The organism is Paenibacillus sp. AGC31, from assembly GCF_057334655.1.
Window position 1 is genome coordinate 266,177 of sequence record NZ_JBHFJH010000028.1, and the last position, 23,424, is coordinate 289,600.

Annotated in this window: 17 protein-coding genes; 13 read left to right on the forward strand and 4 right to left on the reverse strand. The window is 45.1% G+C overall.

Annotated features, from left to right (window positions below; genetic code table 11):
* Positions 1–148: 148 nt before the first annotated feature.
* Positions 149–1,582, reverse strand: coding sequence for a glycoside hydrolase family 1 protein (locus ACE04G_RS15470; protein ID WP_221819498.1), 1,434 nt, complete (start codon positions 1,580–1,582; stop codon positions 149–151).
* 383 nt (positions 1,583–1,965) lie between these two features.
* Between ACE04G_RS15470 and ACE04G_RS15475 the strand changes: the two genes are divergently transcribed.
* Together ACE04G_RS15475 and ACE04G_RS15480 are read left to right on the forward strand one after the other, a co-directional pair.
* Entirely contained in the window at positions 1,966–2,934 is a 969-nt protein-coding gene (locus ACE04G_RS15475) for a LacI family DNA-binding transcriptional regulator (protein WP_339308250.1), read from the forward strand.
* A gap of 205 nt (positions 2,935–3,139) precedes the next feature.
* Entirely contained in the window at positions 3,140–3,433 is a 294-nt protein-coding gene (locus ACE04G_RS15480) for a DUF3817 domain-containing protein (protein ID WP_076212121.1), read from the forward strand.
* 79 nt (positions 3,434–3,512) lie between these two features.
* Here the strand turns inward: ACE04G_RS15480 and ACE04G_RS15485 are convergent, their stop codons facing one another.
* Positions 3,513–3,650, reverse strand: coding sequence for a hypothetical protein (locus ACE04G_RS15485; protein WP_221819496.1), 138 nt, complete (start codon positions 3,648–3,650; stop codon positions 3,513–3,515).
* Positions 3,651–3,768: 118 nt separating this feature from the next.
* On the opposite strand from ACE04G_RS15485, the gene ACE04G_RS15490 reads away from it, so the two are divergent.
* The 6 genes from ACE04G_RS15490 to ACE04G_RS15515 all read left to right on the forward strand — a co-directional run bounded on the left by ACE04G_RS15490 (position 3,769) and on the right by ACE04G_RS15515 (position 10,375).
* Positions 3,769–4,113, forward strand: coding sequence for a thioredoxin family protein (locus ACE04G_RS15490; protein ID WP_221819495.1), 345 nt, complete (start codon positions 3,769–3,771; stop codon positions 4,111–4,113).
* A 180-nt stretch (positions 4,114–4,293) separates the two neighbouring features.
* Entirely contained in the window at positions 4,294–5,316 is a 1,023-nt protein-coding gene (locus ACE04G_RS15495; protein ID WP_076330992.1) for a LacI family DNA-binding transcriptional regulator, read from the forward strand.
* Positions 5,317–5,432: 116 nt separating this feature from the next.
* Entirely contained in the window at positions 5,433–6,422 is a 990-nt protein-coding gene (locus ACE04G_RS15500) for an ABC transporter permease (RefSeq protein ID WP_206099103.1), read from the forward strand.
* Positions 6,423–6,437: 15 nt separating this feature from the next.
* Positions 6,438–7,325, forward strand: coding sequence for a carbohydrate ABC transporter permease (locus ACE04G_RS15505; protein ID WP_076211802.1), 888 nt, complete (start codon positions 6,438–6,440; stop codon positions 7,323–7,325).
* A gap of 37 nt (positions 7,326–7,362) precedes the next feature.
* Positions 7,363–9,006: a type 2 periplasmic-binding domain-containing protein gene (locus ACE04G_RS15510; protein WP_449004498.1), complete on the forward strand. Its 1,644-nt coding sequence runs from the start codon at positions 7,363–7,365 to the stop codon at positions 9,004–9,006.
* Positions 9,007–9,028: 22 nt separating this feature from the next.
* Positions 9,029–10,375, forward strand: coding sequence for a glycoside hydrolase family 30 protein (locus ACE04G_RS15515; RefSeq protein ID WP_449004499.1), 1,347 nt, complete (start codon positions 9,029–9,031; stop codon positions 10,373–10,375).
* Positions 10,376–10,488: 113 nt separating this feature from the next.
* Here ACE04G_RS15515 and ACE04G_RS15520 read toward each other — a convergent pair whose 3' ends face one another.
* Entirely contained in the window at positions 10,489–10,896 is a 408-nt protein-coding gene (locus tag ACE04G_RS15520) for a hypothetical protein (protein ID WP_449004500.1), read from the reverse strand.
* A 209-nt stretch (positions 10,897–11,105) separates the two neighbouring features.
* On the opposite strand from ACE04G_RS15520, the gene ACE04G_RS15525 reads away from it, so the two are divergent.
* Together ACE04G_RS15525 and ACE04G_RS15530 are read left to right on the forward strand one after the other, a co-directional pair.
* Positions 11,106–12,197, forward strand: a complete 1,092-nt coding sequence (locus ACE04G_RS15525) for a CgeB family protein (protein ID WP_449004501.1) — start codon at positions 11,106–11,108, stop codon at positions 12,195–12,197.
* 61 nt (positions 12,198–12,258) lie between these two features.
* The gene (locus ACE04G_RS15530) at positions 12,259–13,344 is read left to right on the forward strand and encodes a glycosyltransferase WbsX family protein (RefSeq protein WP_449004502.1); all 1,086 of its coding nucleotides are present in this window, start codon (positions 12,259–12,261) and stop codon (positions 13,342–13,344) included.
* 26 nt (positions 13,345–13,370) lie between these two features.
* On the opposite strand, the gene ACE04G_RS15535 is transcribed toward ACE04G_RS15530, so the two are convergent.
* A complete protein-coding gene (locus ACE04G_RS15535) occupies positions 13,371–14,216 on the reverse strand; it encodes an AraC family transcriptional regulator (protein ID WP_449004503.1) in 846 nt (281 codons plus the stop codon).
* Between the two features lie 122 nt (positions 14,217–14,338).
* Between ACE04G_RS15535 and ACE04G_RS15540 the strand changes: the two genes are divergently transcribed.
* The 3 genes from ACE04G_RS15540 (at position 14,339) to ACE04G_RS15550 (ending at position 23,372) form a co-directional block, all read left to right on the forward strand.
* On the forward strand, positions 14,339–15,799 hold the full coding sequence (locus tag ACE04G_RS15540; protein ID WP_449004504.1) for an alpha-L-fucosidase: 1,461 nt from the start codon (positions 14,339–14,341) through the stop codon (positions 15,797–15,799).
* Positions 15,800–16,003: 204 nt separating this feature from the next.
* Positions 16,004–17,473, forward strand: a complete 1,470-nt coding sequence (locus ACE04G_RS15545) for an exosporium glycoprotein BclB-related protein (RefSeq protein ID WP_449004505.1) — start codon at positions 16,004–16,006, stop codon at positions 17,471–17,473.
* Positions 17,474–18,125: 652 nt separating this feature from the next.
* Positions 18,126–23,372 carry a S8 family serine peptidase gene (locus ACE04G_RS15550; RefSeq protein ID WP_449004506.1) on the forward strand — a complete coding sequence of 1,749 codons (5,247 nt, stop codon included), beginning with the start codon at positions 18,126–18,128 and terminating at the stop codon, positions 23,370–23,372.
* The last annotated feature ends 52 nt before the right edge of the window (positions 23,373–23,424 follow it).

Here is a 23,424-nt window from a genome sequence, read left to right on the forward strand (position 1 = left end):
CCGATGTGTAGCATCGGGTGTTTCTTTTTGAAAATAAAATAAATCCCCCAGACAGAAAACATGCCAAGGTATCGTATAACCGACACTTTTTCATGTGATAATGTCTGGGGGATAGAAGAATGGATCTGTTACATTTGCTTAAAGAACCTTAACGTTGCAAACTTTTTCCGTTACTACTGATCACTTCTTTGTACCAATGGAAGGATTTCTTGCGATAACGTTCGAGTGTTCCTGATCCATCGTCATGACGATCCACATAGATATAACCATAACGTTTTTTCAACTGGGCAGAAGACGCACTGACCACATCAATGCAACCCCATGATGTATAACCCATAATTTCAACGCCGTCTTCAATGGCTTCGCCAACCTGAACCAGATGATCATTCAGATACTGGATTCGGTAGTCATCTTCTACTGTTTTCTCACCGTCCGCACCTGTGATCAATTCATCCACAGCTCCCAGGCCATTCTCTACAATAAACAGCGGTTTTTGATAACGGTCATAGAACATGTTCAGCACATAGCGCAATCCTTGCGGGTCAATCTGCCATCCCCATTCACTTGCTGGCAGATAAGGGTTAGGTACACCCCCAAGAAGGTTACCTTCACCTGCGATTTGTTTCTCCGGGTCTGCTGTCTGACAGATACTCATGTAATAACTGAAAGAGATAAAGTCTACTGTATTCAGTAACATTTCCTCGTCGCCAGCTTCCATCTGAATCTCGATTCCATTTTCACGGAAGTAACGTTTCATATAACCAGGGTAGCGACCTCTTACGTGTACATCACCGAAGAAATAGTTGCTATGTTCGAATTCCATGACTTTAATCATATCGTCTGGATTTGGTGTCAGCGGGTAGGTAGGCATACTGAGCATCATACAACCAATCTGTGCTGTAGGAATGATCTCATGACAGAGCTTCACAGCAGAAGCACTGGCTACAAACTCATGATGGATCGCCTGATAGAGATCTTGCTTGCTAAGCTTTTCCTTAGGCGTGTAGATGCCTCCACTCATGAAGGGTGCTTCAAGAATCGAATTGATTTCGTTAAAGGTAAGCCAGTATTTTACTTTGTTTTTATACCGTTTAAATACGGCAGTTACATAACGCTCATAGAATCCAACCATTTTTCGGTTAACCCAGCCGTCGTATTCTTTGGACAAGTGAAGAGGTGTCTCATAGTGGGATAGTGTAACCAGTGGTTCGATCCCGTATTTGTGACACTCGTCAAACAGATCGTCGTAGAATTGCAGACCTTCTTCATTTGGTTCCAGCTCGTCCCCTTTTGGGAAAATCCGGGACCAGGCGATGGAAGTACGGAATACTTTGAAGCCCATCTCGGCAAACAGTTTCACATCTTCCTTGTAACGATGATACAGATCGATACCGATCAGTTTCATGTTATCTTCAGTTGGTTCTTCCGTAATTGGCCCCATGATGCCTTTGGGAGCTACATCCTGTGTAGATAATCCTTTGCCACCTTGATTGTATGCACCTTCAGCCTGATTGGCTGCAATTGCGCCACCCCACAGGAAATTTCCCGGGAATTGATAGGTATGATTTTGAGAGTTACTCATGTGTATCGCTCCATTCATCAAATTGATATTAAGAGGTTGTTCATGTATGACATAAAAAAAGCTTAAACGTTGTAACGGGTTACACGTCAAGTTTTACTTTTGACCCAGATTTGAGGCATACTATTATTCTAAATAAGTTCAACTAAAATTTCACGAAAACGGAGAGGACAGAAAATAACCAGAAGAAGCGAAGCGGTCGCCTGAAAGCTTTCTGAAAGAAAGCTACATCGGAAGCATACGCTATCCCCGGATTTTCCCGTTTAGATAAGGGAATCAAAAAATCTGGGGATAACAGCGATCGGAAGGTTGTTCTGTCATCGAAGTGCCAGTGTAAATAATCTTAGTTGAACTTATATAGTTCGTTAGCAAGAAGGGAGTCTCCGATGTCCAAGTTTGATGAAATAATGAAGCGGTCCGGTTACTCAAAAGCGACTGTGTCACGCGTGATTAATCATTCTCCGCATGTTAGTGATGAAGCAAGACAGATCATAACGGATATTATGAAACAGTTGAATTATATTCCCAACCGAAATGCCATATCGCTATCTACAGGGCAAACGAAGCAGATTGGAATTGTGACTTCTACCACAGGTGAGATCATTCTTACATTCATGAATCAATTCATTGATACAGCCATGGATTTTGGGTTTCAGACGATTATCTATACATCCCGTGGAGATCCGGAGATTGAATTGCAGGCGTTCGAAGATCTGCGCAGTAAACGAGTCGATGGGCTAGTTATTATTGCTTGTGTCAATGATCCTCGGAAATTAAAGGCTTATATGGAATACGGTCCGATTGTCTCCTGGCAGCGAATGGGGAATGACGAGATTCCGTCTGTTGCGATGGATCAGGCAGAAGGGTATAAGTTAGCTCTGGAGCATCTGGTATCAAGAGGATACACCCGAATTGCGAATGCATTTGGCAGGGCTGAAAGTTTGAATACCCAGAGCCGCCGAGAAGCCTATGAATCTTTCATGAAAAGCAGAGGGTTGCATGTGTGGACTGAAGCATATCAATATTCCGTATTTAGCTCCTCCGATGGCGAAGAAGCGATGCGAAGAATGGCTGAAGGGTCAGAACTTCCACAGGCCGTATTATGTTCAAATGATTATGCAGCCATCGGTATTCTGAGTGAAGCACGCAGACGGAATATTCAGGTACCGGAACAACTTGCCATTGTGGGGTTTGATGATATCGAGCTTTCCCGTGTTCTTGGAATCACGACCATACATAATCCGATTGCGGAGCAAGCTACCCAGGCTTTCCATCTATTGTGGGCCGTATTGGGTAAAGTGGAGTTGCAGACCGAACAGCTGACATACCAGCTGATTGAGCGTGAGACGACTTGAATCCGTAAGACCTGATGCTGGAATCTGGTTTTATGGATTCAATAATTATTCAAATTTGAAGCATCTTCGAGTCAAACTCATACGTTATACTGAAGATGTGCTTTAGAACGACATATCTGTACAGAGATGTCGCTGAGGTTTTTTGTATCATGTTACAAGTTACATATTTCACAAACGATTAGCGGGAAAGGTGAGAATGGACTTTATGAAGACAGTGACAGGCCGATTCAGAATTGCGGGCATATGGGAGGGTGTATCCTTACTTCTATTGATTTTTATTGCTATGCCTCTGAAATATTTTGCAGATATCTCTTCCGCTGTAGCCGTAATGGGCATGATTCATGGTATTTTATTTCCCTTGTACCTTATTGCGCTAGTTCACTTGGCTCTGGTCAAAAAGTGGAAGATAACGCGTTGGCTGATGGGTGGACTCGCCGGTCTATTGCCGTTTGGAACTTTTGTATTTGAATCTTATCTTCGGAAGAGAAATTGGAAATAAAGATCAATAAGAATAAATGAAAGCAGGCGACTAATTCAAATGTTATCCGAATTGTCGCCTGTTACTTTTTGTACAAGTACTACTTTACTGTACCTTGCTGACGATCGGACAGCAGGCTTACGCCAATATCGCCAGAGGCATTCGACACAGGTGCATACGCCGAGAAGGAAGTAACAACTACCAGGGCAGTGAACAGAAATACGAATGATTTTTTCATACCATAACCTCTTTCATATGGGGATATATTCCATTTGATTCTAACGCACATAGGTTATACTTGAAAAGAAAAAGTTTAAAATGAGCAAGCTATTGATGACTGAAAGGATTGAGCTTCTATGAAAGATATTCATGAGTTAACATCCATAGAAATGGTTGAAGAAGCTATTCAACAACATGAATTGGTTTTTTTGTATGTATCTCGTCCAGAGTGCAGTGTATGTCACGCTTTACTCCCCAAGATCAGGGCATTGCTTGAACCTTATCCATCGGTATATCTGGGTCACATTAATGCTAATGAAGTGGAAGAGGTTGCATCTAAGTTTCTTATTTTCACCGTTCCAACAATGATCATGCTTGTGGAGCAGAAGGAATATATTCGAGCGGATCGTTTTGTTCGCTTGGAACGTCTGGAAGAGCAGCTGCAACAGATTCAATCCATGTATATCCAGGATGAGGAATAGAAGCTAAAGCTTCATGAACGGCGGCTCATACATGAGCCGTTTTTTTGCGCCCGCAGTGGCGTATAGCTATGAACAAAGTTACATGATGCCTGAACTCGCAAATTAAAGTGTTGCCATGAAAACGGTTTTATGATAATTTAAACATTATAAAAACGTTTTTATAGTAAAGGAACAAAACTTATGGCAAAGATAACGATTAAAGATGTAGCAAGGGAAGCGGGCGTATCCATATCTACTGTCTCCAACGCCTTAAATGGTGTGGATGTCTTGAACCCGGAGACCAAATCACATGTTCTTAAGGTGGCAGAGCGTTTAAATTATGTGCCCAATCTGAATGGCAAGCTGTTGAAGTCCGGTCAAACCAAAATGCTCGGTTTTTTCACCACAAGTGTATCGGGTCCGTATTTCTATAAGCTGGTTGAGTCAATGTCTCGCGAATGTGATCGTCTGGGGTACGGGCTGAATGTATTTGTGACCAAGGATAAACACGTTATTATGAGTAATATTCTGGGTCGGCGGGTGGATGGTGTCATTATCTACGAAGAGCTTCGGATCGATGAGCAAGATATTATCGCCATGGAGAAAGACAAGATCAAGGCTGTTTTTCTGGATCGGGTCTATCAGAGCGATACGATGGGAAGTGTCATTTTTGACTCGTATGTGGCGGCCTATGAAGCAACCAAGTATTTAATTGGGCTGGGGCACAAGAAAATTGCTTATATTTCGGGCGTGGACACAATGTTTGACAGTGTGCAGCGTAGAGACGGCTATCTGGCTGCTTTGCGTGAATACCAGCTTCCAATCGATGAAGATTACATTATACAAGGGTATTTTGAGGAGGAGAGTACGTATAGTGCGATAAAATCTTTTCTTCACTTACACCCGGGCAAGCGGCCTGATGCATTTCTTGCAGGGAATGACTTGAGTGCAATTGGCTGTATGCATGCGTTGAAGTCTGAGGGTTTTGAAGTGCCTCAAGATGTTAGTGTCGTGGGTTTTGACGATATTGATATCGCACAGTATTTTTCTCCACCGCTTACAACGGTAAGAAATCAAATTGCAAGACAGGGTATCCTGGCCATCAATCAACTGGTGGGTATGATCAAGGAGAAAGAACAAGGTGCTGCACAAAAATTGGCGGGTGAGCTGGTGGTGAGAGGTTCAAGCCATGTGAAGATCGACCGGAAAGACTACCGTACATAAGTTGATTCAGCTTCTTCTCCGGTCTTTTTTTTACATAAATATAAATAAAGGGGTTTTTTATGTCGAAAAATAAAAACGTTTTTATAAACATGTATGATGGAGGGGAGTAAAAAAACGTGGATAAATTAGCCGTAGAGACATCAACCGGTAAAAATGCGATCAGTCCCAATGGGAAGAAACCCATCGGACAACGGATTAAAGAGTTCATAGTCGATTATCGGAGACAATGGGAGATTCAATCGATGATTATCCCGGGCATTATCTTTATGATTATTTTCTGTTATATCCCGATTTACGGTTTGACGATTGCCTTCAAAAATTACACGGTCATTGATACGCTGGCTACCGCTCCTTGGGTAGGGCTGGATAATTTCAGAATCATTTTGTCAGACAAATACTTCTGGGATGCGGTCGTGAATACGCTGGGGATCAGTTTTTTGAAATTAGGTATCGGGTTTGTCATTCCGATCATTCTCGCGATCATGATCTACGAGTTAAACAGCGGACGCTTCAAGAAGTTTGTGCAAACGGTTTCATATTTACCTCACTTTTTGTCCTGGATCGTACTTGGGGGAATGCTGATCACTTGGTTTTCAACCACGGGCTTATTTAATCAGTTGTTACTTAGCCTGGGAGTGATCTCGCAACCGCAGAACATCTTGCTGGATGCAGGCAAGTATTGGTGGATTGCTACGTTATCGGATATTTGGAAAGAAGCAGGTTGGGGAACGATTCTGTATCTGGCGATCATGGCAAAGATTGACCCAACATACTATGAAGCTGCCAAAATTGATGGTGCAAGCCGTCTCAGACAGATCTGGAATATCACATTGCCTAATATGAGATCAATCATCAGCCTAAATCTGATTCTAACTGTAAGCGGTTTATTGGGGTCGAATCTGGATCAGACCCTGGTTCTCATGAACTCTCAGAACCGCGACAAAGCGGAAGTCATCAATTCGTACGTCTATCGTATGGGGATGTCTCAGGGTGACTTTTCATATGCAACGGCCGTTGGCTTGGGTGTCTCCATCATCTCTGTCATTCTACTCGTCACGGCAAACAAAATCACAAGCAAATTAAACGATAATCAATCTGTGTTGTAGAAGGAGGCATCCCGCGTGAATGGAAAGGTGGCAAAAGAAGATCTCGATAGTCGGATCTTTGATACCTTAAATATGATTTTGCTAATCATCTGTACGGTCGTTATTCTCGTTCCTCTCTGGAATGTCATCATTTCTTCCTTTAGTTCAGGCAAAGCGCTGGCGGAAGGTGGATTTATCTTCTGGTCACCGGAATTCTCGCTGGAGAATTACAGAGCTGTATTCAACGATCAGGGCATCTGGCAGGCTTTCTTCATATCAGTGTCCAAAACAACGATTGGCGTTGTTACACATGTGTTCTTCTGTGCCATGGTTGGTTACGGTCTGAGCAAAAAGTACATAAGAGGCCGTAAATTATACGTTGCCATGGGTGTTATTACCATGTTCTTCTCGGGCGGCATGATCCCGACGTATCTGTTAATCAAATCACTTGGCCTGCTTAACAGCTTCTGGGTGTACATTATCCCGGCGTTATTCAGCTTCTATGATGTCGTGATTCTGATGAATTTCTTCCGGAATGTCCCGGATTCGCTGGAAGAATCGGCCAAGATTGATGGTGCAGGGGATTGGCATATTTTCCTGAAAATATTCATTCCGCTCTCCATGCCAGCCATGGCGACAATTGCGCTATTTAATGGGGTGGGGCAATGGAACGACTTCATGACAACCAAGTTATATATTACCGATCAGTCACTGTATCCACTCCAGATGATGCTGTATGAGATTATCGTTCAGTCCCAGACACAATCCATGCAAAATGTCGGGGGTTCCGCTGTCATTGAAACAACGACCAAAGGCGTGCAGTTGGCTACCATTGTCATTACCACACTACCGATTGTGCTGATCTATCCCATCGTTCAGAGATACTTTATCTCGGGAATGATGCTCGGAGCGGTCAAGGAATAAGGGGACCAAATACCCCATTTTGAGGAGGAACAAAAATATGTTGAAGTTGAACAAGGCATCAGGCAAAAAAGGGATTATATTGCTTGCAACACTGCTCACAGCCGTACTTATGATTACAGGTTGCAGCGGTGGATCGGGGGGCTCCAGTGAAGGGAATTGGGTATCCATTGAAGATCGTTATACGGTTGACCCGGAAAAGCCGGCTTGGCAGTTGGATAAAAAGGAAGAGGCTACCGACCTGACATGGTACGTCAATGCTGACTGGTGGAACACCGATTTTGGCAAGGATATCGTTACCAAGAAAATCAAAGAGGATTTGAACATCAATATTAAATTCATCACGGGTGATGATACCAAGTTAAACACCTTTTTCGCAGGTGGAGATATGCCTGACTTGCTGACGGTGTTTGACTCCAATTCTCCTGTGGTACAAAAAGCAGCAACCTGGGCTATGCCGCTGAACGATCTGGCGGAAAAATATGATCCTTACTTTAATAAAGTTGCGGCTGCCGATACATTGAACTGGTTCCAATTGGCGGATGGTAAAACCTATGGTTACCCGAACTATTCCAATACACAAGAGGATTATGATAGCGGTAACATTCCTGCCAAAACGGCATTTATCATTCGTAAGGATGTGTACGAAGCTTTGGGCAGTCCTGTCATTGGAACACCAGAAGAATTCCAGAGTGTGATGAAACGAATTAAGCAAGAGTTCCCTGCGCTGATTCCGTTTGGGTTCAACTCCATTGGTGAAGGAACAGGTTCACTCGGGGATACGTTGCAAGATTTCATCGGTGTTCCGTTGGAGACCGAATCAGGAGAATTCTATGATCGCAATCTGGATGAAGATTACCTCACGTGGTTGAAAACGCTGAACACCGTGTACAGAGACGGCAATATCAGTGATGACAGTTTTGCCGATGATGGAACTGCTTTTGAGGAAAAAGTGAAGTCCGGTAAATATGCAACCATGTTACTTGACGGTACACCTCAACAAGGAGGAAACCTGCAGATCTACATGAGCGCCAATCCGGGCAAAGAATATATCGCCATTGATGGACCGCAGAGCACTAAAGGCAATGCACCAACATTGAATCAATCCGGAATAACCGGGTGGATGATCAATTTCATTTCAAAGGACTGTAAAGATCCGGCCAAGGCCATTCAGATATTCACATACTTGCTGAGTGAAGAGGGACAGACGCTTATGAATTACGGGATCGAGGGGGAAACCTACCAAACCAAAGCCGACGGTAGTGTAGAACTGCTGCCAGCCGTGAAAGACCTGCAACTCAATAACGCGGATCAATTCAAAAAGGATTATCGGATGGGTGAATTTATGTTCTTCGGTCACGACCGCCACAAAGCACTCAGTGCAGATGCTTTTCCGGAAGCGATTAAACAGATGCAGGAGTGGGGTAAAGGCAAGCTGAAACCACACTTCATTCTGGAGAATATTAGCCCGGATCAAGGTACACCTGAAGCTCGTGCGTTGTCAGCAATCAATACGAAGTGGAATACAACACTGGTCAGTATGGTACGTTCCAAGGATGATGCCTCGTATGACAATGCACTGGCTTCTTACAAGTCATTTTTAGGTGAGAACCGTTGGGAAGAAATTGTGAAGGTACGCAGTGAAAAGATGAAATTGAACAAAGAGAAACTAGGCATTCAATAATAGAAATACAAAGGAGAATCCTATGACAACTTTAAAAATGTACAAATCCACGGGTGAAGAAGATTTATTCGTATCTCTATCCCAAGAGCAATTAAAGCCTCTGGATGCTCATAAGGAGACAACGACCATCCTTCTGGATGATCAGCTAACGTATCAGGAGATGGACGGATTTGGTGCTTCTTTTACCGATTCATCTGCCTATTTGATCAATCAAATCTTGAATGATGAGCAACGGGATGAGGTCATGACCCGACTATTCCATCCGGAGAAAGGGATTGGGCTGTCAGTCATCCGTAATCCAATGGGGGCTTCGGACTATGCGAGAACGGTATACAGTTATAACGATATGCCCGAGCAACAGACAGACGCAGAATTAACCCAATTCAGCATTTCACATGATGAAGAGGATGTTATTCCTTTAACGCAACAGGCTTTGGCATTGAATCCTGAAATGAAACTGTTTGCTTCACCATGGAGTGCACCGGGATGGATGAAAACGAGCGGATCGATGATTACCGGACAGTTGAAGGCGGAATGGTATCCGGTTTATGCGCAATATTTTGTGAAATACATTCAAGCCTATGCCAAGCAAGGATTACCGATCCATGCCATCACACCGCAGAATGAGGCGCTGTATGAACCAGGGCACTATCCTGGTATGTTGATGCCAGCCGAAGCCCAAGCAGACTTTATCAAAAACCATCTCAAACCAGCCTTCGAGCAAAATGAAATTCAAACCAAGATCCTCTGTTATGATCACAACTGGGATCAACCGGACTATCCCCTGACCGTACTTGAACAAGCGGGAGAAGAAGTGGATGGCGTAGCCTGGCATTGGTACGGGGGAGATGCTTCAGCTCAAACGAAGGTTTATGAAGCTTTTGCAGGTAAAGAAGTTCATTTCACTGAAGGTTCAGGTGGAGAGTGGATTCCGCCATTTGAGCAAGCCTTCTCAAATGTGATGCGGACGGGAATTCAGATTCTTCGCAATTATAGCAAGTCCTTTGTACTTTGGAATATGGCACTAGATGAGAATAATGGGCCTACGGTTCCTGGATTTGGTCGCAGTACGTGTCGTGGTATCGTGCAAGTGAATCAGCAAACAAAGGAACTTACGTATACACTTGATTATTATGCTCTGGCTCATTTCAGTGCTGTGATCCGTCCGAAGGCTGTTCGGATCGAAACAACATCCAGTGATGATGGAATTTCTTCTGTGGCTTTTAAAAATGCCGATGGTTCCGTAGGTTTAGTCCTCTTCAATGATGGGGAGGAGGCGGGCAACATACAGGTTAAGCTGTGCGACGATGAATTGATGAAGTTCCAGCTGGAAAGCAAGAGTGTCTTGTCCGTATTAATCACAGATTGATAAATGGATGAGTTATAACCAGGCTTCATCAGAAAAGAAACCAAGAGAAGCGATATCCGGCGTGTACACGGATATCGCTTCTTTTTGGTGAAATTCATCTATTCAGAGTTATATTATACGGGCTGAATAGCGAGATGGGGTGTCCCGCTACTCTCATCAACGAACAGTATATATTGGTTGCCAGCTGTCCCAGTTAAGACCAGACCGGGTTGACCTACAACACCAGGATTGTAATATCTGAATTGTTGCAAAACGGGGAGGGAGACTGGAAGAGTAGGTTGATTGAGTGCCATTAATTGTGTAGCGGCCTTAACGCTATCTCCAGCTTCAATCACTCCGCCTACACCCAAATGGTTGACAATCGAGGAGCTGGCGTTGATTTGAAGGCTGCCTGTTACGGTCTGATTACCATTGACTTGTAGATCGACACCAACGGTTTGATTACCATTGACCTGCAGATTCTGATTAATCGTCTGATTGCCTGTGACAAGGATGCTATCAAATGTTGGCAAAGATATCATCTCCTATATAGTATTCATATATTCTATGAGGACAAGATCTGGAATGACCCGGGTGGCCACACATTATATGTCTGGGATAAAGCCCTTTTTGCAAAAGAGAGTTGGAGAAAATCTCAATAGAAGAAACCACGCCACTATTTCGTGCATATTGTAGGCAGAGAATGTTTTCGCATGGAACAGGAGGGTTTGTTATCCGAAAGAAGTCAAGAATGCAGGTTAAGTCCACGAAAAAGAAACGTTCAGTTCAGGATGCGAACCGGTTATTCCTGAGACAGATGAATGTGGTGCTGAACAGGAAACTCAAATCCATGCGTAAACATATGGAAGTACAGCAATTGGAACTGAATCAGCAATGGCTGAAAATGATGCAGGTGGGAAGCATACCTGCCCGAGAAGTGCCAAAAGTGATCTATAAGGAGTTAAATGTGCTTCTTATTACTCCTTGTAATGATCGAGAAATGTCATCACATTGCGTCCTGATTGAACAGAGTCTGAAACATCTCGTGAGAAATGTGAATGAGATTAAATATATCGAATCCGTGTCAGCCTGTTTGTCTTCCCGTGATGTTGATCTGATTATGGTCATTGGAAGCGAAGAAAACTTGCCGGATGAGAATATCACAGCATTAAGCACATCCAACGTGAAGAAGGCAATCTGGTTGTCTGCCGATCAACATGTGAATCAAAGCGAAACTATTCTATCGATTTTTGATCACGTGTTTACACAACATTCAACCCAAATAAGCGATGATCAGCATCATATGGGAAGCAGGGTTAGTCATGAACTGTTCATGCCGCCTGATCCACATATATTCTGTCCGCAAGCTGTTCCCCTGGAGTACGAATCGGATGTTTATATTATCGGGGATGCAGAACCGGATGGCATCGTCACCGCTATTGCCAAATCGGGTCTTTTGCATAACAAAAAGGTTCGGGTAGATGGAAAGGGTTGGACACAGATCGGGGATTTCAATCCTGTTCATATGAATGAAGCTCGTCAGATGTTATATAACGGAAGCAAACTGGTTATTCATCGTGGCGAATCAATCAAAAACGTGATGGAAATTGCCGCATGTGGGACGTTTCAACTCATAGGATCATCTGTGAATCAGAGCAACGGGATTGACCTTAGTAACTTTCAACAATACAACTCTTGTGAAGAACTCACTCAGAAGTTTGAACATTACTGGCAAAGTGTTGATGCAAGGAGACTGGCCGCTAGCCGTGCTCTGGCATACATGAAATATAATCAATCCCATCTACAAAAAACATTGCGACTGCTGGATATCATTTTCATATAAATCATCCCAAAAATCACAGGAGCGTAGGCTGCATCATGTTGCTGCATTGGAGGAGTTCTGATTGAAGGTAATTGCTCTGCATCTGCCCCAATTTCACCGGATTGAGGAGAACGACCGATGGTGGGGGGACGGTTTTACCGAATGGACGAATGTAAAAAAAGCCACGCCTTTATATTCGGGTCATCATCAGCCTAAGCAGCCATTTCAGGGGAAATATTATGATCTTTCCGATCCAGATGTACGAAATTGGCAAGCGGAAACGGCTAAACAGCATGGCATTTATGGATTTTGTTATTATCATTATTGGTTCAAAGGCAAGCGTTTGCTGGAAAAACCGGTGAATGAAATATTGAATAGTGGGGAGCCTGATTTTCCCTTTTGTTTGTCTTGGGCCAATGAGACATGGACAAGAAAATGGGATGGGCAAGAATCCGATATTCTCATTGCACAAAACTATGGGGATCGAGAGGATTGGGAAGAACATTTTAATTATCTGGTAAAGGTATTTAAGGACAAACGATATATTCGAGTGGAAGGTAAGCCATTATTTCTGATCTATCGGCCAGCCAGCATTCCGCAATGTGAGGAAATGATTCAGTTTTGGCGTGAATTGGCTTTGAAGCATGGCCTGAAAGGGATCCATTTTGTGCAGACCATTGGTGGATTCCCTACATTTAATCGTCAGATCTTTGATGCGAGTATGGAATTTGAACCACATTATACGTTTGCACATGGACATATGAATGGAATCTGGATCGAAATGAACATCAAGGGACAGCAGCATATTGCTGTGAATTACGACAAGGTATGGTCCTCCATTCTCGAACGAACACCACACCGTAACGGAGAAATTGTCTATCCAGGAGCTTTTGTCAATTGGGATAATACACCGCGGAGAGGCGTTGACGGACAGAGTACGCTTGGGTCCACCCCAGAGAAGTTTGGGCTGTATCTATCCAGACAGATGGAACGAGCGAGGACGCTGTACAAAAGTGAATATCTTTTTGTTAACGCCTGGAATGAGTGGGCGGAAGGGGCATATCTTGAGCCGGACCAAAACTATGGTTATGCTTATTTGAGAGAACTCCAGAAAGCAACTCAGCATGAATCGAACAGAAACAAGTCTGTAGGAGGGAGTTCCGAATGAGGGAACTCTCTCTGTTTTGAGGTTGTTTACAGACCATGTTTCGTTGTAAGTAACGTTTTTTGTTTGCGGTACTCCGTTGGAGTTAACCCTGTATGTTTTTTGAACTGCCTGGAGAAATAATACAAATCACTAAAACCGAGATGTTCGGCAATGGCAGTTATTGTGTTCGGGGTGCAGGCCAGCAACTCCTTGGCCTTATCGATTTTTTTGCCAGTAATATAGAGGATCGGAGGAACTCCGATCTGCTGCTTGAAGAATCGAATGAAATAATTTGGATGCATGTAGGCGATCTGAGCCAGATCCTGAACCGAAATATTCTCTTCGATGTTGGAATCAATATAAGCCAGGATGGTAGACAGTTTCTCCATGACAGGAACGTTAATAAAAGAGATCTGATCCAGATCCAGATTCATTAGATAGTGGGATAGTAACTCGGTCAGTTTGCTCTTGGCCATCATATGGGCATAGACTTCATCGGATTTTGCATATGTAAGGATACTGCTGAAGATTGCTTGAATCAACTCAGGTTGTTCTATCGTACAGATGTGTGGGAATTTCAGAATTTGGAACAAATTGATTCCCCCAACCTTCGCGCTAAAGTGACACCAATATTTGAGAAAAGGACGGTCGTTAATGGCAGAATAAGACTGTTTGATCCCCTCTGGCATTAAAATAAGCTGATTAGGCGCAGGATAATACTCCTCATCCCCAATTTTGAGCCGACCTTCACCTTCGCATATGAAATAAAACTTGCTGTAATCGGGCGTGTAATCCAGGTCCCGCCAATCCGTATCGCACCGATTGTAGTTGACCATAAATAATTCGACTTGGAGATTGGACAGGTAGTTCGTAAGCAAAGTTTGGTGATTCATACTTTTCATCTCCATACAAGGTTATTATTGTCCATCTAAAAGTTAGTGTTCTGCATGTCTATCTTTCGGCCGTAGCACTACAATACAACTACAGACAATAACAGAAGGGATGAGAACATCTCATGGACAAAAACGAATATTTGCAACATATTGAAGCAACGATTGAGAGCGGTAAATTCAAGGACAACTGGAGTTCGCTTAGCGCCTTTCAAGTTCCCGAATGGTATCCAAAAGCGAAATTCGGCATATTCATTCACTGGGGGCTATATTCAGTACCGGCCTATGATAGCGAATGGTATTCGCGAAATATGTACATACAAGGCACCAAAGCTTATGAACATCACCTTGCGGTGTATGGACCTCATAAGGACTTTGGATATAAAGACTTCATTCCGATGTTTCGTGCAGAGAAGTTCGATGCAGACGAATGGGCAACGTTATTCAAACAGGCTGGAGCCAGATATGTTATGCCTGTGGCTGAGCACCATGATGGTTTTCAGATGTACAAAAGCTCTATCTCTCACTATAACACATATGAAATGGGCCCCAAACGGGATCTTCTGGGTGAGATGAAGGCTGCATACGAGAAGCAGGGGCTGACCTTATGTGTGTCGTCTCACCGTGCGGAGCACTGGTTCTTCATGTCTCACGGGAAGGCGTTTGATTCAGATATTAAGGAACCCTTGGAGCGTGGGGATTTCTATTGGCCTGCCATGCCTGAACCCAAGGATCACTTCGACTTGTATGACTCACCTCCAACCCAGGAGTATCTGGAGGACTGGTTGATTCGCTGCTGTGAACTGGTCGATCAATATCAGCCAAAGGTCTTCTATTTCGATTGGTGGATTCAAACGGTTGCGTTCAAACCCTATCTTAAAAAATTTGCCGCCTATTATTATAACAAAGGTGAAGAATGGGGTGTGCCTGTAGCTATCAATTATAAACATGAGGCCTATATGTTTGGTACTGCCGTTCCGGATGTGGAGCGGGGACAGTTCGCTGAGCTTAAGCCCTATTTTTGGCAAACGGATACAGCTGTCGCTAAAAACTCATGGTGTTATACGGAAAATAATAACTATAAAACGGCTGAGGAGATCATTCGGGATCTCGTCGATATTGTAAGCAAAAACGGAAATTTACTGCTGAACATTGGTCCCAAAGCAGATGGCAGCATACCGGAAGAAGATCGCGACATTTTGCTGAGCATTGGCAAGTGGCTGGAAGTGAATGGGGAAGCGATCTATGACACGTCATTCTGGCGTACGTTTGGCGAGGGTCCGACAGAGGTGAAGGAGGGGCAATTCACGGATGGGGATACGAAGATATTTACGAGTGAAGATATACGGTTTACGTTAAAAGAAAGCAGTCTGTATGCCACGGTTCTTGCTTATCCAGATAACGGAGTGGTGCAGATTAAATCCCTGAAGGAAAATTCTCACCATTATCAAGGGGTCATTCAAGATATTCAGGTACTTGGCTATGAAGAACAGCCGCAATGGGAGAGAACAGCGGACGCACTGACGATCACAACGACAACTGTGAAAAGTAATGCGCCTATTGTTTTCAAAATTAAATTGGACTAATCAACAAAGATAAATTGAATACTGTAAATATAAAAAGGGCGCATCCAGGAGTATTGTACTCATCGGATAGCGCTCTTTTGGTTGGGCTACTACGCATATAATAATCACGAAATTCTTACTTGCTAATATACTGATACCATCACACCAATGATGTTCGCCCGTAATGGAATGATTGAGACTCACTAAGGAGGATCTGCAAAAAAGATGAAACCAAAGAAACGCATCAGATATGGTTGGAGCGGATTTAAGAAAAAAAAAGCTGAGGACTGTGACCATCCCCAAGAGCAGCAACAAGAACACCATCACGAGCACCATCATAATCACCAGAATAACCATCATCATAAGTGTTTTGACAAAGAAGCCGAATTGCTTCTCAAATTAATTGGTGAGTTGAAGGGCGCAATTGTACAGGTTTTTGCCAATCCCACTCCGCACAATGTTTCACTTCTGATTGAGGTACTGCGTAAATTACTGGCTCTGGTTCATCATTCGGATTTGAAAAAGGGAACCAAGGCAGACCTCGAAGCGGTCTTGGAGCTTACCATTGTATCTGTAGAGGCCGTTCCATTTTCTCCGATCAGTGTGGGAACCAATTTGCAGCAATTGCTGGATGTGCTCCTATCTGTCATTTTACAGGGGAATATCGATTCGTGCGAGAAAGATAAACTGGTCATTTTAATCCGGGCGACCGAATTGGCTATCACAACAGGGCTTAGAAACATAGGGAGTCAAGGTCCGGTAGGACCTGCAGGGCCAGCGGGTCCTCAGGGCGTACCTGGTCCACAAGGCCCGGCTGGCCCAGCAGGTTCTCAGGGTGGTGTAGGTCCAGCGGGTACACCGGGAGCTGCTGGTACCCAGGGACCAGCAGGTGCTACTGGCGCAACGGGTGCGGCAGGCCCAGCAGGTGGCGCAACAGGAGCCACAGGTGCAACGGGGAGTACAGGAGCTGTTGGGGCAGCGGGCGTTACAGGAGCAACAGGTGATCCTGGCGTAGCAGGAGTCACCGGAGTCACAGGGAATACGGGTGCAGCTGGACTAGCGGGAGTCACCGGGGCAACGGGTGCAGCCGGAATTGCAGGGGTAACCGGGGCTACCGGCGCAACAGGGATTGCGGGAGTTACTGGAAGCACTGGTGTTACAGGAGCTACGGGTTCGGGCGCCATTATACCGTTTGCTTCTGGCGGACCTGCCATATTAACAACGGTTCTTGGTGGACTGGTCGGAACGACAAGCCTTATCGGTTTCGGCAGCTCGGCAACCGGAGTCAGCATTCTGGGTGGCACCATTGATTTAACGGGAACGATTGTTGGACCACTCATTAACTTTGCGTTCTCTGTTCCACGGGATGGCGTTATAACTTCCATTGCTGCCTATTTCAGTACCACAGCAGCCTTGGCCCTGGTTGGTTCCACGGTGACCATCACTGCGCAATTATTCAGTTCACCTACTCCTGATAATGCATTTACTGCGGTTCCGGGGGCGGTCGTTACACTGGCACCTCCACTCACCGGTATTATTGCATTGGGTAGTATCTCCAATGGTATAACAACCGGATTGGCTATACCGGTGACTGCACAGACACGTCTTCTGCTTGTATTCTCCGCCACGGCAACTGGACTTTCTCTTGTGAATACCGTTGTTGGTTATGCAAGTGGCGGCGTGAACATTACATGATGAGATATAAATTTTGATATGAACGACATGGGAGTTCTCATGTCGTTCTTTTTCTTGATTTGAAATTTTGAGCATAAAGTCTTGGTTATATAGAACTTTGAAAAGCTATTATTCATCAAAAACATGCAGAAATACGAAAAATAAGCTGAAATACGTAAGCGACATTAGACACATAAAAGCATTAAATAGACTTATTTTCTATATTTTTCAATAAAGTGCTTGTATATATCGAATAATGATTTTATACTATACCAATAAAATCCAATTAAATTCCTAATCGACTATTATATGTAATTAAAATATTTGACTACTCACTCGAATCACGATCGAAAGTCATATCCACCACTCCTTAGCAAGCGTTCTGCTAACGCTCCAGATTACCCTTCCACATGAATGCTTATAGACATTCACTCACATGGTTTAATCCGATTCTTTCAATCTCCTAAACTTCCAAGTAATAAACATAGACTGATCTGTTATCTCTTCTGACTCATATTGATTCCTAACCAGACCTGTAAAGGAGGTGAGGCTTTATGTGAAATCCAGGGTATCTATTTCGTCCGCAATAAAGGTTATTTTACCGTTTTATTCTGCAGAGAAGGGCATATGTACCAGACTAAATCAAAAAACCGGGTAAAAGGAGTGGAAAAGTTTGATAAAGATTAATCGGTTACGCAAGCCCATCTCCATGGGGCTCTCGCTTCTCCTTGCATTTTCGATCATTCATCCGGTTTCAGCTGAAAACTCCACATCATCCAAATTGGATATGAAATCTGGACTTGCCAAAGTTACGGAGTCCAAAGTAAACGCCAAGTTGACCAAAGAATTTGATGGTAGTGAATATGTTACCTATCTGGTGAAAATGAAGGAACAGGTGGATACAGCAGCAGTCTCCAAACAGGCCCTGGAAAAGGCGACTATCGCCAAACAAACGGCTTCAGCAACGAAGCTGTCCGTCCGGAATTCGGTCGTCAGCTCTCTGCGGGAAACGGCCTCACGTACACAATATCCATTGGAAACTTATCTGGAAAAGGAAGTTGACCTGGGCAAGGTCAAAGAATATAAAAGCTATTTTATTGTCAATTCACTGGCAGTAACGAGTACCAAAGAAGTCATGGAACAGATTGCGCTGCTGCCTGAGGTGGAGAAGATTCTACCGAATGAGACACGATACTTACAGAAAGCCGAAGTGAGTAAAGAACCGGCGAATGCGGTATCAGGCAAAGATGCTGTCCAAACGCCAGCTAAAGACTCTTCAGTCGGAGTCAAAGACAAAGAGCCTGCTGCAAAAGACAAGCTTGCGACAGAAAACGTGGAATGGAACCTGGATTACATCAATGCGCCAGCCGTGTGGGATCGGGGCATCGATGGAACAGGGATTGTTGTTGCCAATCTGGACAGTGGTGTAGATTATACCCATCCGGCGCTTCGCAGCAAATGGCGGGGACTGGATGCTTCAGGCAATATCGTTGATCCCGAACTGAGCTGGTATGATCCGCACAGTAATGCTTCCCTCCCTGCGGACGGAGACGGGCATGGTACGCACACGATGGGTACGATGGTTGGCTCTGAAGCAGATGGCACCAACCAGATCGGGGTTGCTCCCGGTGCGAAGTGGATTGGTGTGCGGATATTCAATCCGGAGACAACAGATGCCATCATTCTGGATGGCGGACAGTGGTTGATCGCTCCGGTTGATGCGGAAGGCAATCTGCATCCTGAACTTGCACCGGATGTCGTCAACAACTCATGGGGCGGCGGCCCGGGACTTGATGAATGGTTCCGACCTATGGTTCAAGCCTGGCGTGATGCGCAGATTTTTCCCGAATTCTCTGCGGGAAATGTAACACTGACGAATCCGGGTGGTCCCGGCTCCGTTGCGAACCCGGCCAATTATCCCGAAAGCTTCGCAACGGGAGCCACAGATATCAATGGTAATCTGGGTTCCTTCTCCCTGCTGGGCCCATCCCCGTATGATGAGATCAAACCGGAAGTATCTGCCCCTGGGGTGAATATCCGTTCATCAGTTCCGGGCGGAGTATATGAGGGAGGCTGGAACGGAACATCCATGGCAGGCCCGCATACAACTGCACTTGCTGCACTGCTGCTTCAGGCCAATCATTCCCTTACGGTGGATCAGCTGGAGCAGATCATTACAGATACAGCCACGCCGAGAACGGATAGTCAGTATCCGACCTCTCCTAATAACGGCTACGGTCACGGCATTATTAATGCCCTTGATGCTGTGGGTTCTGTACTCGAAGGGATCGGCACAGTATCCGGCAGAGTGGTTACAGCCGGAGATGATCTGGAAGAGCCAGTACTGGCACATACCCCTGTTAATTCAGCCTTTACAGGCATTGATATACCATTAACCGCTCATGTGACAGATAACGTCGCAGTAGTCTCCGTCGAGGCTTTTGCCAAAACGACAGGTACCAACCAGTACGTTTATCTACCGATGAACCGGATTGCTGGGGATAACAAAGATGGGACATATACAGCGACAATCCCTGCTTTTCTCATTGAGCCACAAGGTGTAGAGTATTATATCCGCGTAAATGATTACGGCAACAACGGATTCGAAAGTCAGGTATATAAAGTGGCTGTGTCCAATGGTGTTCAGCCAGGGTACCTTCAGGATTTTGAAGAAGATCAGCTGGGCTTCACGACTGGCGGAACCGGAAGTACTTGGGTATGGGGAGCACCAACCAGTGGTCCTGGAAGTGCATACTCCGGTGACAAGGTGATTGCAACCAATCTGCAAGGAACTTATGTGGCGAATAGCAATGCATATTTGCTTGCGCCGCCAATTGATCTCACCGAGAGTCCGGAAGGGGCATTGTTATCCTTCAAGCACTGGTATGACTTGGAGAATAACATCGACTTCGGCAAGGTATACATCGCTTCCGAGGATAGCGATTATGTGTTCGAAGAGCTGTTAACCTTCACGGGTACAGGTGGCAATTGGAAGACACAATATGTGGATCTTCGCGAATACGCGGGACAGCAGGTGTTCATCAAGTTCAATCTGACGAGCGATAATTCATTGCAAAAAGCTGGCTGGTACATTGATGATTTCGCTGTAGAAGAGCTGGATGAGATTGCTCCGGGCGCACCTGCCGGATTGTCTGCGACGGCCGATATTCTTGGTAATGTAGCCTTGAGCTGGACGGGTCCGAGTGATGAGGATCTCGAATCCTATATCGTATATCGCTCCACAACCGCAGGTTCAGGTTATGAATCCATTGGAACTGCAACAGGAACAACGTTTACAGATACGGCTACGGTGACAGATTCGACGTATTATTATACCGTTTCCGCACTTGATTATAGTGGCAATGAAAGCGACAAATCGAATGAGGTCTCCATTACAGTAGAGGTGCCTCAGGATATCTACATCGATCATTTCGATGGCAGTGATGATAATGGCTGGACTCATTCAGGAACCAAAGATGAGTGGGAACGCGGTATTCCGGTAACGGGTCCTGCCAGCGCGGTTTCTCCACCGAATGTCTGGGCGACCGATCTCGACAATACGTACGAGAGTGGTTCCAACTATTCACTCGTATCTCCGGTCATTGATTTGACGGATGTATCCGAAGGAACACTTACGTTTAATCATTGGTACGAGATTGAGAGTGGATACGACTACGGATATGTGGAAGTCACCAAGGATGGTGGGACCACATGGTCAGAACTGGGCAAATTCTCTCATACTACAAACGGTAAACAATGGACACCCGTATTTTATGATCTGGATGCACTTACCGGTAATGAAGTTCAATTCCGGTTCCGCCTGACCTCAGACAACAGTGTTGTGAAGACAGGCTGGTTCATTGATGATTTCCGTGTACTGGGAGTTGCTGCGGAGACGGTAACGGAGGACAGTGCGGTTGTGCTTAACAATGACAAACCAAAACCGTCCTATGATAATCCATGGTACAAAATTTCGCGGACAGACAAAGCGGAATTTAACAAAACGAAACAGCAACAACCGGAAGTTGAAAAACCAGAAACAGGTTCGGTTAATCCACAAAGCCTGCCTGCAAGTGCAACGGTTACCGTACTGGAAACCGGACGTTCGGTGAAGACAGATCCAGCTACAGGCAAGTATAATTTCACACACGTAGCAGGTGATTACACGTTAAAAGCTGAAGCATATGGATATTATCCTCAAACTCAGCAGGTAACGATCACGGATGGCAATGGTGCCAAAGCCAACTTTAATCTGGAGGAAATCCCTCATGGGCAGATTGAAGGTGTAGTAACCGATGAGCGGACAGGCCAACCATTGGCTGATGCTTCCGTCCTCGTGGTGGAAGATGCCAATATAGGTGAAGTTCGCACAGGTTCAGATGGCAGCTTCAATATTCAGGTATTGGAAGGAAGTTATACCCTGTCCATCCGGGCTGCGGATTATTACAGTAAAACCGTAACTGTAACTGTACCTGGTAATGGGACAGCAGAGGCAAATGTTGCCTTGAAACCATTCATCGGTTTCCCAGGGGAAATTGCTTATGATGATGGATCAGCAGAGAACGCACGAGCTTTTAACGCTGCGGATAACGCTTGGGCAGTTCGAATGACACCAGAGCTGGAGACCGCTCAACTGACAGGTGCATCGTTCCGATTCTGGAACACAGAGTGGCCTGTGCCTGGAGGTACAACGTTCCAATATGCCGTATATGATGCATCGGGTGCGGGTGGAGCTCCAGGACGACAGCTGGCTGGACCATTCGACGGTACTGCACTTCGTAACGATCAATGGACAACCGTTGAATTCCCAGAACCGGTCATTGTAACGGGTGACTTCTATATCGTGTATGTACAAAGCGTAGCCGGAACAAGTGCTCCGGGACTCGCTACCGATGAGAATGGTACGAATGCTGGTCGAAGCTGGCAGCGTGTAAGCGGAGCATGGAGTACTTCACCGGTAGAAGAAGGCAATTACATGATTCGTGCAGTCGTGAGATATCCGGTAAATGCACCTGTGCTCACAGTACCTGCAAACACGTATACGAATCAATCGACCTTTACTGTGTCGGGAACGTCTCCGGCATCTGGAGCTCAGATCAAGATCTACAACGGCAAGGATCTGGCTGGCACCACAACAGTGGCAAATGGGAAGTTCTCATACGGTGTGAAGCTCCGTTCTGGCATTAATGCGATTACTGCGGAGGCAGTGGTAGACGGTAAAACAACGGACCGTTCACTCCCCATAGTCATTATTCTGGATCAGACCAAACCAGAGTTAACGATTCTCACGCCAGCTCAAGGGGATCGCATCAATGCAGAAGTGGTTCACGTAACGGGTAATGTCGTGGAACAATTCCTCGATAAGGTAACCGTTAACGGACAAACCGTACAAGTGGGTAAAGACAGAAGCTTCAGTCACCGTGTATTGGTCAATGAAGGCGAGAACACAATTACCATTACAGCAACCGATATCGCTGGTAACAAAACAACCGTAACCCGCACCGTCTATGTGGAAACGGCGTTGCCAGAACTTACGAATATTACTCCGGCTGAGGATGTTCGAATCACATCAGGGGAGAGTGTTACCGTTTCATTTGACAGTAAACCTGGTCTGCAAGCATCTTTCCGTATTCAGTTACCTTTGAATCTGAATGCCCAAGGCGCAGGAGAGATTCCATTGCTGGAGACTGAACCTGGTCGTTACACGGGTACGTACACAACACCTTCATCCCTTGTTCTGGATGGTGGAGTCATTGTGATTCGTGCTCAGGATGCAGCAGGCAACAAAGTAGAGGCGGAAGCAGCTGGACGATTGTTCGTCAGCGCAGCACAAGAACAATCCGCTCCAGAACCAGATTCGAGCCCTGAAGAGACTGAAACAGAAGTAGGTCCACCGTCCGCTGAGAGTCTGCAACCTTAATTATGCAAAGTGTGACATGGAGGATAACCACGTTTTGACCATCTAAGCAAGA

Bases quoted from the DNA above. Each gene is read 5' to 3' on its own strand.
- ACE04G_RS15470 (WP_221819498.1), bottom strand. From the start codon at position 1,582: ATGAGTAACTCTCAAAATCATACCTATCAATTCCCGGGAAATTTCCTG.
- ACE04G_RS15475 (WP_339308250.1), top strand. From the start codon at position 1,966: ATGTCCAAGTTTGATGAAATAATGAAGCGGTCCGGTTACTCAAAAGCG.
- ACE04G_RS15480 (WP_076212121.1), top strand. From the start codon at position 3,140: ATGAAGACAGTGACAGGCCGATTCAGAATTGCGGGCATATGGGAGGGT.
- ACE04G_RS15485 (WP_221819496.1), bottom strand. From the start codon at position 3,650: ATGAAAAAATCATTCGTATTTCTGTTCACTGCCCTGGTAGTTGTTACT.
- ACE04G_RS15490 (WP_221819495.1), top strand. From the start codon at position 3,769: ATGAAAGATATTCATGAGTTAACATCCATAGAAATGGTTGAAGAAGCT.
- ACE04G_RS15495 (WP_076330992.1), top strand. From the start codon at position 4,294: ATGGCAAAGATAACGATTAAAGATGTAGCAAGGGAAGCGGGCGTATCC.
- ACE04G_RS15510 (WP_449004498.1), top strand. From the start codon at position 7,363: ATGTTGAAGTTGAACAAGGCATCAGGCAAAAAAGGGATTATATTGCTT.
- ACE04G_RS15515 (WP_449004499.1), top strand. From the start codon at position 9,029: ATGACAACTTTAAAAATGTACAAATCCACGGGTGAAGAAGATTTATTC.
- ACE04G_RS15520 (WP_449004500.1), bottom strand. From the start codon at position 10,896: ATGATATCTTTGCCAACATTTGATAGCATCCTTGTCACAGGCAATCAG.
- ACE04G_RS15525 (WP_449004501.1), top strand. From the start codon at position 11,106: ATGCAGGTTAAGTCCACGAAAAAGAAACGTTCAGTTCAGGATGCGAAC.
- ACE04G_RS15535 (WP_449004503.1), bottom strand. From the start codon at position 14,216: ATGAATCACCAAACTTTGCTTACGAACTACCTGTCCAATCTCCAAGTC.
- ACE04G_RS15540 (WP_449004504.1), top strand. From the start codon at position 14,339: ATGGACAAAAACGAATATTTGCAACATATTGAAGCAACGATTGAGAGC.
- ACE04G_RS15545 (WP_449004505.1), top strand. From the start codon at position 16,004: ATGAAACCAAAGAAACGCATCAGATATGGTTGGAGCGGATTTAAGAAA.